Below are 17,111 nucleotides of genomic sequence, written 5' to 3'. Positions count from 1 at the left end.
GATTTATTCAATATTGATCTGCCAGCTTTTATGATAATTTTCATCTTCAATTGCCAGCGCGTCTTTTGTTAACATCAATGGACGGAACGGATCAATCATAACTGCCAGTTCTTCCGTCTTTTCTTTACCGATAGACTTTTCCACGGTGCCCGGATGCGGGCCATGCGGTATGCCTCCGGGGTGTAATGTGATTTGGCCCCGCTCTACACTTTTGCGACTCATAAAATCTCCGTCTACATAATAAAGCACCTCATCGCTATCTACATTACTGTGGTTATAAGGAGCGGGAATGGATAGCGGGTGGTAATCGTATTTACGTGGAACAAAAGAGCAGATTACAAAGTTGTGGCCTTCAAAAGTCTGGTGTACGGGCGGCGGTTGGTGGAGCCTGCCGGTTATGGGTTCAAAATCATGAATAGAGAATGCCCAGGGATAATGAAATCCATCCCAGCCGACGAAGTCAAAAGGGTGCGTTCCGTAGGTATAAGGGTACATAATACCCTGCTTTTTAATCAGGACTTTAAAATCTCCGTAAACATCATTAGTTTCCAGATTTTCCGGTTTCCGGATGTCCCGTTCACAATAAGGGGAGTGTTCCATGAGCTGTCCGTACTCATTCCTATAACGTTTGGGCGTACGGATGGGGCTAAAGCTTTCTACAATAAAAAGTCTGTTCTTTTCATCTGTAAATTCCATCTGGTAAATAGTGCCTCTTGGAATAACCAGGTAGTCGCCGTAAGCGAATTTAATCTGGCCAAAGCCCGTTTTCAGCTTGCCGCTGCCTTCATGAATAAAAATAACCTCGTCTGCCTGGGAGTTCTTATAGAAATAATCTGTCATAGATTTCCTGGGCGCTGCCAGTGAAATATGCAGATCGCTGTTCACCAGAACAGGTTTGCGACTTTTCAGATAATCATCTTCCGGCGATATTTTAAAGCCAAGCAACGAAGTATGTTTCAGGTGTTTTTCCCTTGCAATTTCAGGCTCGACACTATATGGTTCGCCCAGAGATTTAACTATCGTTGGCGGATGACAGTGATAAACAAGTGAATATAAGCTTGAAAATCCTTCTGTGGAAACCAGTTCCTCTGCATACAGCTCACCATCTGGTTTACGGAAAACAGTATGCCTTTTAGGCGGAATGGTTCCTAGAGTATGATAAATAGGCATATCAATAGGTTTTATTATGGTTAGAAAAGGGGGAGAGCATGCTGCTTTAGAAAAACGCAGACATAGATTGCCTTAACAGGCAGGACTTAAATGGAATATTGAGCAAAAATGAGAACCGAGAGCATACCATACCTGAAGCCTGCCAGAACCTGGCTGGCTATACGATCCTGATATTTAAGTTTTCTCTTCGTCATTGTTGCTTAAGCTAAGTTAAGAATTATATAATCAGCATTCAAATTTATGCAGTAGATAATTTGGTGAATATTTAACTATATGAATGTATTGGTTGTTTATAGTATAAAAAGAAAACGTTTATTACCCCCCGCTTGTTTTAAATTTTCTAGCTTTGATAGCAGAGAACCATCTTTTCAACCAAATTTAAAATGTTATGAAATTAGTATCCTATAAAACTGAAGAGCAGGAACACCTTGGTGTATTTGTAGACGGACATATCTATAACCTGAATTCATGTGATAAACAGCTTCCTGATGATATGAATTCATTTTTGAAGGATTCGGAAGTTTTGATGGAACGCGCCATGAAGATCGACAGGCAAATTAAAAACGGCGAAATAGAGCCTAAAGAAGAAGCTTTTTATGAAGTGATCGCTGCGGTTCCACATCCGACTTCATGTAGAGACGGATATGCATTTCGTCAGCATGTTGCTGCCGCACGCAGAAACAGGAAACTGGACATGATCGCCGAATTTGATCAGTATCCGATTTTCTATTTTACCAACCATAACGCTATACAGGGACCCGGCGAAATAACCTGTATGCCTGATCATTTTCAGAAACTGGATTTTGAACTGGAAGTTGCCGTTGTAATCGGGAAGAAAGGACGAAATATAACTGCTGCGGAAGCAGATCAGTACATTGCCGGCTATATGATCATGAACGATATGAGTGCCAGGACTTTACAGATGGAAGAGATGCTGCTTAACCTCGGGCCGGCAAAAGGTAAGGACTTTTCAACTGTAATTGGTCCATGGTTGGTTACACCAGATGAACTCGAAGCTTATAAAGTTGCAGCCAAACCGGGACATACCGGTACTAATTACAATTTGGAAATGACTTGTACCGTTAACGGAAAACAAGTGTCTGCAGGGAATATGGCCGATATGGACTGGACATTTGCGGAGATTATTGAGCGTTGTGCTTACGGTGTTGATATACTTCCTGGAGACGTAATTGGATCCGGAACAGTGGGCACCGGCTGTTTGCTTGAACTGAATGGTACAGGTTTGCTAAATAATCCTGACTATCCGGTTCAGTGGTTACAGCAGGGAGACATCGTTGAGATGGAGATTACAGGTTTAGGAATTCTGAGTAATATTATTCGTAAAGCAGATACAGATTTTTCTATTTTAAACCTTAAAAAATAATGCTGAGTCTTTCTACAGCCGATTTAAGCCCGGTTGACTTACAACAATATCTACAGTACGCTATTGCGCCCAGACCAATCTGTTTTGCTTCGACGATTGACAAAGCCGGGCAGGTTAACCTGAGCCCTTTTAGTTTTTTTAACCTTTTCAGTACCAATCCTCCGCTTTGTATTTTTTCACCTGCAAGAAGGGTCAGAGATAATACGACTAAACATACACTGGAAAATATTCTGGAAGTCCCGGAATGTGTAATTAATATAGTCAATTATGCGATGGTACAGCAGGTTAGTCTGGCAAGTACCGAATACGATAAAAATGTCAATGAATTTGAGAAGGCCGGCTTTACAATGCTAAAGTCGGAATTGGTATTACCACCAAGGGTAGCAGAGGCCCCGGTACAGCTCGAATGCACAGTCAGGGAAGTAATTGGCCTGGGAGAAAATCCTGGTGCAGGTAACCTGGTTCTGGCGGAAATTAAAAAAATTCATATCCGTAAAGACATTCTTGACTCAGAAGGAAAAATAGATCAGGCTAAAATAGATCTGGTAGCGAGATTGGGTGGAGACTGGTATTGCCGCGTGACTCCCGAAAGTCTCTTCCAAGTCAAAAAACCATTAGTCAGTAAAGGGATAGGCGTGGATGCTTTGCCTGCTGGCGTTAGAAACTCCTATGTTTTAACGGGAAATGATTTGGGAATGCTGGGTAATATAGAACAGATGCCTGCTGAGGAAGAGATTGAAGACATCAGGTTTCATCCCGAAGTAAAAGAAATCCTGGATGCAACTATTGGTGACACCATTAACCGGCAAAGGGAGTTGCACGAACTGGCCCATGAATTACTCGGAAGAGGTCAGGCAGCCGATGCGCTGAAAATAGTACTGCTGGAAATCTGGTAATTGATCAGAGCACACTTACGGCTTTCATAAAGCGCCGCTTATAATAGGTGTCCATCGTCGTAATAGTAACGCCTTTAGCTTTACCTGAACTGGAGTGGATAAATTCAATTTCGTCACCATCTACTTTATAGACAATACCTACATGACCTATCTTCCTGTTTTTAGGATTTGAGCCGGTAAAAATGAGAATATCGCCAACTTTGGCATTTTCCAGTTTTACCGGTCTTCCTGCTGCAACGAATTCAGGGGAAGAACGCGGAACGCTGAACCCAAAGTTCTTAAAGACATAACTCACAAAACCAGAGCAGTCAAACCCGATATTAGGATTACTGCTGGCATAGCGGTAAGGAATCCCGATCATTGTTTTTGCAAAACTGATTAATTTTGCGCCTGCACCTTCCTGTGGAGCATTTTCTACCGTTTTAGGCTGTACTTGTTTCTCGCCGGAAGTCTGGGCAATGGCTGTGCTGGTGTAAAGCATGCCAATCAGACTGCATAAAACAAAGGCTTTCTTCATTAGAATGATGTGTTTTCTGAACAATCAGGATCAGCAGCCTCTTAGAAAAGAAGCTGCCTTCAACCCGGGTTTTTTTAAAGATATAAAAAATTATGGTGTTGTCACTGCGACAGGAATAATCTTTCCATTAAAAAAACGATGACCTGTTCTGGCAAAGTCTGCGACGTACTTACCCATTTCAAAAGCCATAACAGGAGACTGATATCCAGGGAAAGCCTGCTCCAGCATTTCTGTTTGCGCAGATCCCAGTGCAAGGCAATTAATTTTAATCCCTGTTTCTGCAAGCTCAAATGCAAGGCACTCTGTTAAAGTATGCAGGGCAGATTTACTTGAGGAATAAGCGGCAAGGCCTGGAAATTTGACACTTCCCTGGAAACCACCCATGCTGCCAATATTCAGGATATGACCACCGCTTTTCATGAGCGGCAATAAATTCTGAATCATTTTAAAATGACCGGTTACATTGGAACGGAACATGTCATGGAGATCATCGGCAGAAGTTTCCAGAAAAGGCTTGTTAATTAAAGCACCTGCATTATTGATCAGGATGTCTACATGGCCTAACCTTTCCTTTAAGAAAGGGACCAGTGCTGCATAGTCATCATTTACGATGTCAAATTCTACCGGCAGCAAAGTACAATCAGGAGTTATGCTCTTTGCTATTTCCAGCAGTTTACGCAGTTTATCGGCCGATCTTGCGATACACACCACTTTGTTGGCACTTTGCAGGGTAAATTCTAAAGCGGCTTCGAAGCCTATGCCACTGCTGGCACCAGTTAGTACAATATTCATGTTATGTTAATCTTCTTCAGTAATTAATTGGGTAACAGGATTAGCGATTACATGCAGGCCATCCTGAATCAGTTTTTGATGCCCGGGTTCACTATCCTTTTTGAGCTCCAGATAGGCTTTAACTTTTCCTTTCAGGTCTGGATTGATCGCATTATAATGCAATATCTCTAAAATTTCCATTGCACAAAGCCAGTCTGCAGGATAATTTTCTGCCAGCTCTGTAAACAGGCGATCCAGCATTTCTGCTCCATGCTGCTCTTCGCGTATAATTCTTACCGTCTGGTATATCCTGTGCAGGTTGGCAGTATGATCATCGTATTGAATTTTTTCGGTCGGAATATAGCTGATCGGAGAAATTTCTTCAAAAGCATCTTTATCTGCAGCACCATTAAATACGGAAATAATTTTCTCACCAACAGCCATGTCGTATGTACCCCATTCCGGCTGGAAAAGAATGTGTCCGCTGGATTCTTTGACTGTGGCATTCTCCAATACGATCAGGATAATTTTATCTGCAGCACGGGTTATTCTTTTTATAGTTCCGGATACGGTAATGCCGTTTTCGAATTCAAAATTAGTTTCGTGACCTTCGATCAGGTTAATTTCTTTCAGGTCTTCTGCACTGAAGTCTTCCAGTGGTTTGCGGCTGTTCTTTAACCTTCCCACAGGAGAAGAAAAACCATCCTTATGATAAATTTTACCGTGTCCCGCCAGTTCCTTATCCGCAAATGCGAGTGCAGAAGGACCAGTAGTTTTAATAAAGCTGAGCTCACCAGATTCCATTTTACCCATGTCTGTAAAAACACCAGTCACCTGCAGACCTGAGCTGTAAACCGCTGTCGCCGGATTACGGGAGTCAATCGCTTTGGCAATACTTTCCGCTCCGCCACGTCTGAACGACATGGTGTCGGCAAACTGTTCGAGTACGTCGATCAGATTTTCGAAGTTTGGTGTCACAAACAACTGCGGCTGTGTTTTAGTGATGTCGTAAGCGTAATTTACGGTATCAATGGTATATAGAATCTTTTTAACGTTTTCGGACATGCAGCTTGAGCTTTCCCCGATAGAAGACAAAAGACCGGCCCCGTAGATCTTTGGATTGTCGAGACTTCCAATCAAGCCATATTCTACCGTCCACCAATGTAAACGGCTTAATAAGGCCATTTCGGATGGTTCGCCCATGTGCGCAGAAATATGACTGAGTTTTTCTTCCGCCCGCTGGATTTCGAATTCCGGTATGTTCTGTGCCTCTTTCAGGATAGATAAATTTCTGATGGCTTCATAGAGTTCAAAATCACGTGCTGAAAACATCGCTTTAGCCCCGATTGAACCTATATAGCTCAGGTAGGAATTGTAAGCTTCGTCTGCAATAATCGGCGCGTGTCCGGCAGACTCATGTATAATATCTGGTGCCGGTGTATATTCAATATGATTTATCTGGCGGATATCGGCGGCAATGACCAGCACTTTAAATGCCTGGTATTCCATAAAGGCAGCGGGAGGGATAAAACCATCAACTGTTACTGCACCCCAGCCCATTTCGCCCAGATTATCGTTCATTGTCTGCAGATCTGGAATATATTCAATACTCAACCCTGCGCGCTGAAGACCTTTGATATAAGGATAATAAGCAACATCTTTCAGGTAACTGTAATTCTGACGCATTACATAGCGCCATACGGCCTGATCCACCGGGGTATATTTCTCGTAATGCTGATCTACGATAAATTGCCTTAAATGTTTGGGTAAACCGGCTACCTGCGGATTATTAAAGTTGTTAAAGTCGCTCATTGCCATTTTTTATTTGTATTCTGCCTAAGATAAGTCTGTCGGAACGATTTATCAAGCGAAAGATCAGCTATGACTTCATTATGATCTACTTTTTGACTTTGAAAGAGAAGTGTTTCTGTATAAAATAACTGAAAAATGCTAATATTATTGTGGTAATGATTTTTGCAATCGTCGGATAAAAATGAAACGTTTCGACCATAACCTTTAACATGGCAAAGTTGAGCAGGATATTAGTGGCTACTACAGTGCCGTAGCGAAAGAGCTGTATTCTGCCTTTTAATTCACTTTGTGTAAAGACAAGATATTTATTGAGTACAAAACCAATAATAAATGTGATGAAAGACTCAATGATCAGTGCAGCTACCGGTGCGGTAATCATTCCGGGAGGGAAAGGGAGCAGAACGTGTTGCTGTTTCAGTATAAAGTTATAGACGATATAATAGACAACAATTCCACTGGCTGCTGTCGTACCACCGGAAACGATGTATCGGAAAGTATGCACCGTAAACCATCTTGAAAATGGAGGATAGAAAAAATCAATAAAACGGATAACGGCTTTACGCATATATAATGTGGGTACGCTTAAAAGCGGCAATTTAGGGAATGAGAATCACTTACCGAAAATTCCGTTTTATTTAATCTGCCGGCCCCGATATAAAATCCATTACAGCGCAGTATCTGTATCCGGGGTGGGTACCGATAGTTACACCCGTATATTTCAAATTGTTCTTTGTACTTAAAATCGTTTTTCTGTGGCCCAGATCATTTACATTCTTGTCCAGCAGCAGCATACAGATATTTGCAAATCCTTTTGAAAATCCGAAAGCAAGGTTCTCGGCCATCGCCCTGTTTGGATAATATGGGGTTATCCGGTCCTTAACCGATCTGCCATCACTTGAGTTATGTCCGGCCTTATTCGTTTTTTTAAGGTCTTTGGCGTGTTGCTGTGCAACCCAGGTTAAAGTTTCATCTGGTTCAAATAGTGGGAGGTTTCTAACATCTTTCAGGTCTTTTTCCAGCCCGCGGTAGTACTTGTCTTTCCGGTTTACCCGCAGGTCATTGTAGTTTCGGTATTGCTGCATCTCCTGGTTATATGCATCAGTAAAATCCTGAAAGTAGGTGTTGAAAAACTTCTCGCCATTGGTCCGGACCAGATTCATATAAAAGATTAGTTTTTTCTCTTCGTCATTTAGATACGGCGCATCTTTGGCAGTATCTGCGTTTTTAAGTTCTAATGCAGTCCAGGTATTCGCTGAAGACCGGCTTTGTGCGCAGAGTGTGTTTGATAGTCCAATCTGTATGAGCAGGAGAAGGAGCAGCCTGGTCAATAGGGTGTATCTTAAGTTTTTCATCCAGCATTTGTTAGCAAAGAGTATTCCGCTTATTCCCGCTTAATTTTTTATTACTTTTTATTTGCTATTCTTCGGGGTTGCTATACCGTTGCGATACCCTTGGTATACCCTTCCTTTACCCAAAGGGTATACCAAGGGTATCGCAACGGTATAGCAAGGGTATACCAAGGGTAATGCAACCCCGAAGAAAAGTGGTCGAAAAACTGGAATTACCTAAAATTTATTACAATTCATATAACTTCCTGCTATACACAGCCAGGGATGTAATGTGATTTGCTAAGGCACAAAAAAGCCCGGTCATTTAATGACCAGGCGCGTTATTTCTATTTTATAATTTTCTCAGCAGGTTTTTCCAGCTTACTTTGCTTGAGATCAGTTCCTCCAGATCTTTAATTTCGATACGCTGCTGTTCCATGCTGTCACGGTGACGGATGGTTACAGTTTGATCTTCCAGTGTCTGATGATCGATTGTAAGACAGAATGGGGTACCTATAGCATCTTGTCTGCGGTAACGTTTACCAATAGAGTCTTTTTCCTCATAAACGACGCTATGATCGAATTTAAGCAAGTCCATGATTTCTTTCGCTTTTTCTGGTAAACCATCTTTTTTAGTTAGAGGCAGAATTGCAACTTTAATAGGGGCCAGGCAAGGGTGCAGGTGTAAAACAATGCGGCTGTCGGTTTTCTCGCCTTCAGAAAGATCCTGCTCTTCGAAAGCACCAATCATAGTGAGCAAGAACATTCTGTCCAGACCGATAGAAGTTTCGATGACATAAGGAATATAGTTTCCGTATGGCTTTCCTTCTTCATTAAGGTCATTATCAAAATATTGCATTTTTTTACCTGAAAACTCCTGGTGCTGACTTAGATCGAAATCAGTACGGCTGTGAATACCTTCTACTTCTTTAAATCCAAATGGGAATTCAAATTCTATATCAACTGCAGCATTTGCGTAATGCGCAAGTTTTGCATGGTCGTGGTATTTATATTTTGCAGGATCTGTACCTAATGCTGTATGCCATTTTAAACGTGCTTCTTTCCAGTAAGCATACCATTTCATTTCTTCTCCCGGACGAACAAAGAATTGCATTTCCATTTGTTCGAACTCACGCATACGCATAATGAACTGTCTGGCAATAACTTCATTCCGGAAAGCTTTTCCGATCTGGGCAATCCCAAAAGGAATTTTCATCCGGCCGGATTTCTGAACGTTCAGGAAGTTCACAAAGATTCCCTGAGCCGTTTCCGGACGCAGGTAAACTTCTTCGGCACCTTCTGCCATTGCACCGAACTGGGTACTGAACATCAGGTTAAACTGACGTACATCTGTCCAGTTTTTTGTACCGCTGACCGGGCAGGCGATTTCATGCTGTTCAATCAGGACTTTAAGCTGTGGCAGATTCTCATCTTTCAAAGCCTGATCCATATCTGCCTGCAGCTGCGCAGCCTTATCTGTTTTGCCGTCCTTTTCATAACGGGCAATTTTATCTTCCAGTAACTGGTCTGCACGATAACGTTTTTTCGAATCTTTATTGTCGATCATAGGATCGCTGAAGCCGTCTACGTGACCACTTGCTTTCCATACTTTAGGATGCATAAATATTGCAGAATCAATTCCGACAATATTTTCATGTAGCTGAACCATCGATTTCCACCAATAGGTTTTAATATTATTTTTTAGTTCAGCACCTAACTGGCCGTAGTCATATACGGCACTTAATCCATCATAAATTTCGCTGCTTTGAAATACGAAACCATATTCCTTGGCATGAGAGATCACATTTTTAAATTGTTCGTCGTTATTCGTTTTGGCCATAATACTGCAAATATAGAATTTGAAGAGTAATTTAAAATATGAATAAACACCAATTTGTCGCTGGGTATGAATAGACTGCATGGAAAAACCAACATAAAACTGACTCTTTGTGAGATATATTCAGTAAATTAAATACTTGATTGTTAGTGTTTTGTGATGGTTATATCTGAATTGGCCGGCTTTTTGATTTAATCACATCAGCGTAAAAGCGCTACTAAACTTAAATACACATATTATGAAAAAGATCTTTTTACTTACCGCTCTTGCAGGAATGTTCGCTTGGTCAACCGCATCCGCTCAGGTACGTGACCCGGCTATGTCAGGCGCTAAGTTAGGTATCGGGGCCGATTTTGCTTTTCCAACGGGAAATACCGGTGACGTTTATAAATTAGGGTATGGAGGTTCGCTTGAATTCCAGACACCTATAGCAGATCGGTTGAATTTCACAGCAAGTGCAGGTTACCTGACTTTTACAGGTAAAGAATATGGTTTTGGCGGTATCACGATTAAAGCGCGTGATTTTAGCGCTGTTCCGGTAAAAGTGGGGATTAAATATTTCCTTGCGGAGAATTTTTATGCAGGCGGACAGGTGGGTGCGTCATTTGGAACCAGTGATGGTGCAGGTACGGCGTTTGCCTATACTCCTGGCATTGGTGTAGAATTTCCAGTTGCTGATAAAGGTTCAATCGACCTTGGTGCACGCTATGAAGGCTGGTCTGCAAAAAACGAGAATCAATTTGTACCAGTTAAAAATTTCGTAGGATTAAGACTGGCATATAACTTTGGTTTATAATAAATCAATTCATAAAAAAAGGGCATCTTCAGATGCCCTTTTTTTATGAATTGATTTTTATATCGCCGTCTTATTTTGTTTGATAACTGCCAAATAAACGGATAAGCCTATCTGGATAATTCGAAATGATTCCGTCTACACCCAGTTTTCCCAGTTCGACCATGTCTTTTTCTTCGTCCACAGTCCAGGGTAAAATCAACATTTTATTTTCATGTGCTTTTTTTACCATTCCGGCATCTACTGAAGAGAAGTGTGGGCTGTAAATATCAGGAGTAAAACCTAGTTTTTTAAGATCTTCATCGATACCACCTTTACCATAGGCCAGAATAGCCTGTTTTACTTTTTCCTGGTTTTCTTTATCAAGGCCAGCTTTTTTTAATTCAGAAGACAGATCCATTTTTCCAAAAGCCAGCAGAGAGAGTTTTAACTTGGGTTCGGTTTTATGCAGGATCTGTAAAGTTCTTACGTCGAATGACTGTATTGTAATGCGGTTATTGATGTTTTTAGGGTTTAATACCTTCATTAACGTAGTCACGAACACTTCTGGTGATGGATTATATACCCCGTCTCCTGCAGGAGAGATTTTTGTTTCAATATTATAATAAACAGGTTTCAGCTGATTCTTTTTTACATAATTTTCCACGCTGTCAATCAGTTCAGAAAGCAGTGGCTTATGTGTTTTCATTTTTACCTGCTGCGGGAACATCGGATGAGGTTTGAGCCCGGCATCAAAATGACTTATACTATCGTAGCTCATCTGGAAAAGTGCTATGCCGGCCTGTTCCTTTTTTGTAATTTCAGAACCATCAGGTTTAAGCATGAAATCCGCTGACATATATGGGTCATGGGACACTACCACTTTGCCATCACTGGATATAACAACATCCAGTTCGAGGGTTTTTACCCCTAGCTTTACACCGTTTAGCATTGCCGCAATAGTGTTTTCCGGCATTAAACCCATACCGCCACGGTGGCCCTGGACGTCTAATTTTTGTTGTCCGAATGCAGCGCCTGTCAAACAAACTGCTGCTGTTAGTATCATTAGTTTTTTCACGTCGCTAAACTAATCAACTTCCTTTCTGCTCAAGTTAAGGCAATATTAAATCATCATCGACGCTACGGTTTTTCGAGGTATTTCCAGTTCCTGATCTTTCCATCCGCTAGCCATTCTACGGCGGTCTGCATCCTTTTTTCACGCGTTGCTTTTGTTTTCGCTTCGGTAATCCATTGCAGGTATTCTTTCCTCTGAGAATAACTGAAGTTTTCGAAATGGTTTTTAGCCGCTATTGCCTGCGCCAAAAGGTTTGCAAAGTCTTCAGGAATTAGCAGTTCGGTCTTTGGAGATGCAGGTTTCTTTTTGAGTTTAACGCCTTCTTCGTTAAGCTGAACTGCAAACTTAATACTGGAAATCAACAGGTCGTCGGTAGGCAAATCGTTCAGTGAACATATCTTGCCCAGCTGTCCCATGGCATTTGCGGAAGCGCTGCTTCTTAATTCTTGCGTTGCCGGGGGAAGGAGTGCCGCTTTCCAGAAACCGAAAGCACAGTGCTGTTTAAAAGCCGCCATACTGCAGACAGTTCCCTTATATTCGAAATGAGGAAAACTCCATTTCATGGTCTCTTTCATTTCGGGACATGCCTGGTGAACCAGCGTTCTGAGATGGTTCAAAATTGGTTTGGCAAATTCTGCTGCATCATCTATATATTTATCTATTCTGGGATCGTATTTTTCCATAGGTCGATTTTGTATGACGATTAAAATAAGAAAACAAATAAATCATAATATTGATTTGTTTTCCAAAAAATCAGATAATAATGGCGGCGATTTTTCAACATTATTACAGCGAGTATAAGTATGCGAGGTAATTTTTATATTTTTGAGAACTTGACAAGATCATATTATGAGATTTATTGTATCCACATCAACGCTTTTAAAACATTTACAAACGGTTAATGGTGCCTCAAGCAGCAGCACTGTTTTACCGATATTGGAAAATTTCCTTTTTGAGATTAAAGAGGGTAATTTAACGATTTCGGCAACTGACCTTCAAACCAGTATGACTACGTCATTACCGGTTGAATCTAAAGAAGGGGGTAAAGTAGCCGTTCCTGCAAGAATTCTGCTGGATACTTTAAAAACGCTTCCTGACCAGCCAATTTCATTTAATATCGACGATTCGACTTTCTCCATTGAGATCAGCGCCGGTGATGGAAAATATAAACTGAGCGGTGAAAACGGAGATGACTTCCCAAAAATACCTGTAGTTGAAAACGCATCTTCAGTGAACCTGCCTGCAGCTGTACTGACAGAAGCGATTACCAAAACTATTTTTGCAGTAAGCAACGATGAGCTTCGTCCTGCAATGACCGGTGTATTCTGCCAGTTGTCAGATCAGTTCATCACGTTTGTGGCAACAGATGCACATAAACTGGTCAGATATAGAAGAATGGATAGCAAAGCTGAAAAAACAGCTTCCTTTATTCTTCCTAAAAAAGCTTTGACCCTGTTAAAAGCTGCACTTCCTTCAACTGATATCAATGTATCGGTCGATTATAATGCAACAAGCGCATTTTTTAAATTTGAAAATATTAACCTGGTATGCCGTCTGATTGATGAGCGTTATCCGGATTACGAAGCTGTAATTCCAGCGAATAACCCTAACAAACTGATTATCGACCGCGCTTTGTTTTTGAATACACTGCGTCGTGTGGTAATTTTTGCTAATAAAACCACACATCAGGTTAGGTTGAAAATCAACGGAAGTGAATTAAATATTTCTTCAGAAGATCTGGACTTTGCAAATGAGGCCCACGAACGTCTGAGTTGCCAATATGAGGGTGAAGACCTTGAAATTGGTTTCAATGCACGTTTCCTGATTGAAATGTTAAGTAACTTATCTGGTGAGGAAGTTACGCTGGAACTGTCTACACCAAACCGTGCAGGCTTGCTGATTCCTCAGACTAATAATGAAAATGAGGATGTGCTAATGCTGGTTATGCCGGTTATGCTAAACAGTTACAACTAAAATTTTTTACGATTTTTTCTAAAATGTCAAATGCGCTGGAATTTTATGCTGCATTTGACGTTTTAATACCAGACCTATGGATATCATCAATCAGCTTATACAATTTATTCTGCATACAGATGTAGAATTGGTAAAACTGGTCAGTAACTACCAGACTTGGACTTACCTGATCTTGTTTATAATAATTTTCGCGGAAACGGGTTTTGTTGTAACTCCATTTTTACCCGGCGATTCTATGCTTTTTGCAGTCGGAGCGCTTATTGCAAAGGGAAATACAGGCCTGGATATCTGGATTATGTTTTTCTTGCTTACTGCAGCCGGTATTTTGGGAAACAGCTTGAATTACAGACTGGGAAGTTTCTTTGGGGTTAAGGTGTTTAAACCGCAAAACAGGATACTGAAACTAGAATATTATAACAAATCACACGAGTTTTTCGAGAAACATGGTGGTAAGGCGATTATTTTCAGTCGTTTCCTGCCAATTTTCAGAACTATCGCACCGTTTGTAGCTGGTGTGGCTAAAATGCCTTTCGGCAGATTTACTTACTACAATATTGTAGGTGGTATTGCTTGGATCGCAAGTTTACTATTTGCAGGTTACTTGTTAGGACAAATTCCGCTGATCCGTGATAATTTCTCTCTTGTTATCGCTTTCATCGCTATTGTGACTTTTGCACCGGTGGTCTTTGCCGCTCTAAAGTCAATGTTCAAGCCGAAAGAAACCATCGACTAATTAAATTATTCCAGCATGGGCTGACCCGCGTCAACCCATGCTGAATACCATAGTGACCCGGTCATGGCCACTGCACCACGCATTTGCCTTTCTACCATCCCGTTAAGTCTCTGGTCATATGCTTTTGCGTATTCAGGTGAATAATTTCTGGTCAGAAGCCCTTTTCTTTTCGTGAAGCTATATTTACGGTAGGCTGGAAATTCTCCGCTGAGCCTGGCTTCTATACGTAATACACTATCGGCCAATTGATAGCTTGTGGCTATTATACGCCACGCTTCTGCTAAAGGGGAAGCTACATATACGGCTGGCCCGGTTATCAAATCAAACTGTTTATCAAATAACTCAGGGAGCAAGCTTTCCCACAAAGCATGGATACCAGTCTGTCCGGTGTATTGTCCATTATGATTTCGGGTAGCATGTAAAGGAACATGAGCATCAGAAACATAATGTGCGAGATGGGCAGAAATGCGCAGGATACGACGTTTATTCTGTTCGCGAAAAGCGGCAACCAATTGCAGATAACTTTTTTGTATATGCCATGGGAGGATCCCGTTTTGCTGTAAATGTTCCAGGCCGTATTTTTCCAGCGCGTGTTCCCACCGGCGGGGAATACTGTCAATGCAATGATGGTAATTTTCCGTATCCAGGAAATGCCTTGGACCTTCTTGCGGATCAGTATATCTCCGCTTGTCAGGATCTATAGCATGCGCAGATAAATAACCGATATGGCTTTTATAAAAACGGATCATGCCTTCAGGTAAGGTGAGTACGGCAAGGTAGTTGATCCTCGTGTGTGCGTGAAAACCCCAGGAGCAAAAAAAAAGCAGGCAGAAGATGAGTGCTGCGAAGATGAATAAACTTTTCATTTTCGTAAAACTACTTCAGGCCTGCCGATATCGGTTAAGAATTTCTGTTTTGCTTTTTATTCTATTGATTTACCTTTCATGGCTTGAGAAACCGCAATGTCCATTAACCTTTCTGCAAAGGGACGTGTAAATTCATTGAGCTCATCAGCTTTTTTCAGGATCAGGTCTTTATCTCCATCTGCAAGTGCATCAGCGAGGTGCTGAATATAGTTTTTAGTATGGCTAATTTCTTCTGCAGTGAGTACATATCCGTTCTTCTCTACAAAACGTTCCACGGTATAAAGTAATTGCTCACCTTCAGATTTTGCTTCGATTCGCATTCTCTCTGCAACATCTGCCTCTGCATGAGTAATGCTGTCCACCAGCATTTTCTCAACGGTATCGTCAGTTAGTCCATAACTTGGGGTAATGTCAATTTCCTGTTTTACACCCGAACGAAGTTCGATCGCCTGAACAGTAAGGATTCCGTCGGCATTAAGCAGAAAGTTAATATCTACTTTTGGAAGACCAGCCGGCATAGCGGGAATTCCTTTCAGTTCAAATTCTGCCAGTTTACGGTTTTCTTTAACCAGGTCACGTTCGCCCTGATAAACAGAAATTTTCATATTAACCTGTCCGTCTACAGAAGTTGTATACTGCCTGCCGCCTTTAGTTGGAACTTTGGCATTTCTGGGAATAATGACGTCCATAAGTCCACCCATGGTTTCAATACCCAGGGAAAGCGGTGTAACGTCAAGCAGCAAAATATCAGACCGGTTTCCGGCGAGAATGTCTGCCTGAATAGCTGCACCCAATGCAACGACCTCATCTGGGTTAAGCTGATCGTGGGGGGCTTTACCAAAGAAGGCTGCAACCTGCGCTTTAACGTACGGTGTACGTGTCGATCCGCCTACAAGGACCACTTCATCTATAGCACTCACCGAAATTCCCGCATCTTCAATAGCTTGTTTACAAGAAAGCATGGTTTCTGCTACTTTCGGTGCGATCAAGTCTTCAAAAGTTTGTTTATTAATCGTGCACCAGATCTTACCGGCAGATTCATCAGCGCTGAGGCCTGAAAATGAAGATATATCCAGGGTCTCGTTAAACAGGTTCTGTGTAGTCAATGCTTTTTTCGCTTCTTCCGCTTTCAGACGTAATTGCTGCATTAAGCCCGCATTTTTCTGTAATGCCTGCACATCTATTTTGTTTTTTTCGATCCAGTAATGTACAATAGCTCTATCGAAATCGTCTCCGCCTAGAAATGTGTTGCCATGCGTAGACAATACTTCAAAAATCCCATGCTGTATAGCCAGAATGGATACGTCAAATGTGCCTCCGCCAAGATCGTATACAGCAATTGTTTTATGTTCCAGCGGATCCAGTCCGATTCCATAGGCGAGACTGGCAGCAGTGGGCTCATTCACGATTCTCAGTACATCGATACCTGCCAGTTTTCCGGCATCGCGTGTTGCCTGACGCTGCGTATCATTAAAGTAAGCCGGGACAGTTATTACCGCACGGTTAACTGGTGTTTTTAAAGCGTGTTCTGCTCTGGTTTTGAGTTCTTTTAAAATGGCTGCTGAAAGATCTACTGGTGTATAAAAGCGCCCGCCAGATTGAATTTTAACCAGGGAGTCACTATCATCGTCAATGATTTTATAGCTAAAAGTATCCTGGTGGGCTGCAACATCTTTATAAGATCTGCCCAGCAAGCGTTTTACAGAAAATATAGTGTTGGCAGGGTCAGATATCAGAAACTCCCTTGCATCATGACCGACAACAGTTTCCCCTGCAGTATTGAAATGCACAATTGAAGGAACTAGTAAGCCCTTGCCTGTATCATTAATAACTTTTGGGTTTTTGTCAGGATCAATAAATGCGACCAGACTATTGGTTGTGCCCAGGTCTATCCCTACAATAATCTCTTCTTTTTGTAAAGAACCTGTAGCCAGGTTGATGGATATCTTTGCCATAATACAGGCAAATTTAGGAAT

General features: G+C 41.6%; 16 protein-coding genes. 5 read left to right on the top strand and 11 right to left on the bottom strand.

Annotation, left to right across the window (positions count from 1 at the left end; translation table 11 throughout):
- Nucleotides 1-3: 3 nt before the first annotated feature.
- Nucleotides 4-1,170 carry a homogentisate 1,2-dioxygenase gene (locus BLR53_RS17100; protein WP_037440535.1) on the bottom strand — a complete coding sequence of 389 codons (1,167 nt, stop codon included), beginning with the start codon at nt 1,168-1,170 and terminating at the stop codon, nt 4-6.
- 388 nt (nt 1,171-1,558) lie between these two features.
- Here BLR53_RS17100 and BLR53_RS17095 point away from each other — a divergent pair, with 388 nt between their 5' ends.
- Nucleotides 1,559-2,554 (top strand): fumarylacetoacetate hydrolase family protein, encoded by a 996-nt coding sequence (locus BLR53_RS17095; protein WP_074591432.1) that lies wholly within the window; start codon nt 1,559-1,561, stop codon nt 2,552-2,554.
- The gene (locus tag BLR53_RS17090) at nt 2,554-3,450 is read left to right on the top strand and encodes a flavin reductase family protein (RefSeq protein WP_074591430.1); all 897 of its coding nucleotides are present in this window, start codon (nt 2,554-2,556) and stop codon (nt 3,448-3,450) included. Before BLR53_RS17095 ends, BLR53_RS17090 begins: the two co-directional genes overlap by 1 nt.
- 4 nt (nt 3,451-3,454) lie before the next feature.
- Here the strand turns inward: BLR53_RS17090 and BLR53_RS17085 are convergent, their stop codons facing one another.
- From BLR53_RS17085 to BLR53_RS17060, 6 genes are all read right to left on the bottom strand, one after another.
- Nucleotides 3,455-3,967, bottom strand: a complete 513-nt coding sequence (locus BLR53_RS17085; protein WP_037440529.1) for a C40 family peptidase — start codon at nt 3,965-3,967, stop codon at nt 3,455-3,457.
- A 90-nt stretch (nt 3,968-4,057) separates the two neighbouring features.
- A complete protein-coding gene (locus BLR53_RS17080; RefSeq protein WP_037440527.1) occupies nt 4,058-4,759 on the bottom strand; it encodes an SDR family oxidoreductase in 702 nt (233 codons plus the stop codon).
- A 6-nt stretch (nt 4,760-4,765) separates the two neighbouring features.
- Nucleotides 4,766-6,550, bottom strand: a complete 1,785-nt coding sequence (locus BLR53_RS17075; RefSeq protein WP_074591479.1) for an aromatic amino acid hydroxylase — start codon at nt 6,548-6,550, stop codon at nt 4,766-4,768.
- Nucleotides 6,551-6,635: 85 nt separating this feature from the next.
- The gene (locus BLR53_RS17070) at nt 6,636-7,115 is read right to left on the bottom strand and encodes a GtrA family protein (RefSeq protein WP_037440526.1); all 480 of its coding nucleotides are present in this window, start codon (nt 7,113-7,115) and stop codon (nt 6,636-6,638) included.
- A gap of 70 nt (nt 7,116-7,185) precedes the next feature.
- Nucleotides 7,186-7,902, bottom strand: a complete 717-nt coding sequence (locus tag BLR53_RS17065; protein ID WP_083332117.1) for a CAP domain-containing protein — start codon at nt 7,900-7,902, stop codon at nt 7,186-7,188.
- Between the two features lie 328 nt (nt 7,903-8,230).
- On the bottom strand, nt 8,231-9,718 hold the full coding sequence (locus tag BLR53_RS17060) for a glycine--tRNA ligase (RefSeq protein WP_037440520.1): 1,488 nt from the start codon (nt 9,716-9,718) through the stop codon (nt 8,231-8,233).
- Between the two features lie 235 nt (nt 9,719-9,953).
- Here BLR53_RS17060 and BLR53_RS17055 point away from each other — a divergent pair, with 235 nt between their 5' ends.
- A complete protein-coding gene (locus BLR53_RS17055; RefSeq protein ID WP_074591428.1) occupies nt 9,954-10,511 on the top strand; it encodes an outer membrane beta-barrel protein in 558 nt (185 codons plus the stop codon).
- A gap of 70 nt (nt 10,512-10,581) precedes the next feature.
- Here BLR53_RS17055 and BLR53_RS17050 read toward each other — a convergent pair whose 3' ends face one another.
- Together BLR53_RS17050 and BLR53_RS17045 are read right to left on the bottom strand one after the other, a co-directional pair.
- The gene (locus tag BLR53_RS17050; RefSeq protein ID WP_070808213.1) at nt 10,582-11,553 is read right to left on the bottom strand and encodes a glycerophosphodiester phosphodiesterase family protein; all 972 of its coding nucleotides are present in this window, start codon (nt 11,551-11,553) and stop codon (nt 10,582-10,584) included.
- Between the two features lie 74 nt (nt 11,554-11,627).
- Nucleotides 11,628-12,245 carry a YdeI/OmpD-associated family protein gene (locus BLR53_RS17045; RefSeq protein ID WP_037442192.1) on the bottom strand — a complete coding sequence of 206 codons (618 nt, stop codon included), beginning with the start codon at nt 12,243-12,245 and terminating at the stop codon, nt 11,628-11,630.
- A 166-nt stretch (nt 12,246-12,411) separates the two neighbouring features.
- On the opposite strand from BLR53_RS17045, the gene dnaN reads away from it, so the two are divergent.
- Together dnaN and BLR53_RS17035 are read left to right on the top strand one after the other, a co-directional pair.
- Nucleotides 12,412-13,536 carry a DNA polymerase III subunit beta gene (gene dnaN, locus BLR53_RS17040; RefSeq protein WP_037442190.1) on the top strand — a complete coding sequence of 375 codons (1,125 nt, stop codon included), beginning with the start codon at nt 12,412-12,414 and terminating at the stop codon, nt 13,534-13,536.
- Between the two features lie 76 nt (nt 13,537-13,612).
- On the top strand, nt 13,613-14,269 hold the full coding sequence (locus tag BLR53_RS17035; RefSeq protein ID WP_037442188.1) for a VTT domain-containing protein: 657 nt from the start codon (nt 13,613-13,615) through the stop codon (nt 14,267-14,269).
- Nucleotides 14,270-14,274: 5 nt separating this feature from the next.
- Here the strand turns inward: BLR53_RS17035 and BLR53_RS17030 are convergent, their stop codons facing one another.
- Both BLR53_RS17030 and hscA read right to left on the bottom strand, forming a co-directional pair.
- The gene (locus BLR53_RS17030; RefSeq protein ID WP_074591426.1) at nt 14,275-15,135 is read right to left on the bottom strand and encodes a zinc dependent phospholipase C family protein; all 861 of its coding nucleotides are present in this window, start codon (nt 15,133-15,135) and stop codon (nt 14,275-14,277) included.
- Nucleotides 15,136-15,191: 56 nt separating this feature from the next.
- Entirely contained in the window at nt 15,192-17,090 is a 1,899-nt protein-coding gene (hscA, locus tag BLR53_RS17025) for a Fe-S protein assembly chaperone HscA (RefSeq protein WP_074591424.1), read from the bottom strand.
- Between the last annotated feature and the right edge of the window lie 21 nt (nt 17,091-17,111).

The sequence above is a fragment of the Pedobacter antarcticus genome (assembly GCF_900103515.1).
Taxonomy (GTDB): domain Bacteria; phylum Bacteroidota; class Bacteroidia; order Sphingobacteriales; family Sphingobacteriaceae; genus Pedobacter; species Pedobacter antarcticus.
This window is presented reverse-complemented; position numbering and strand designations above follow the sequence as displayed.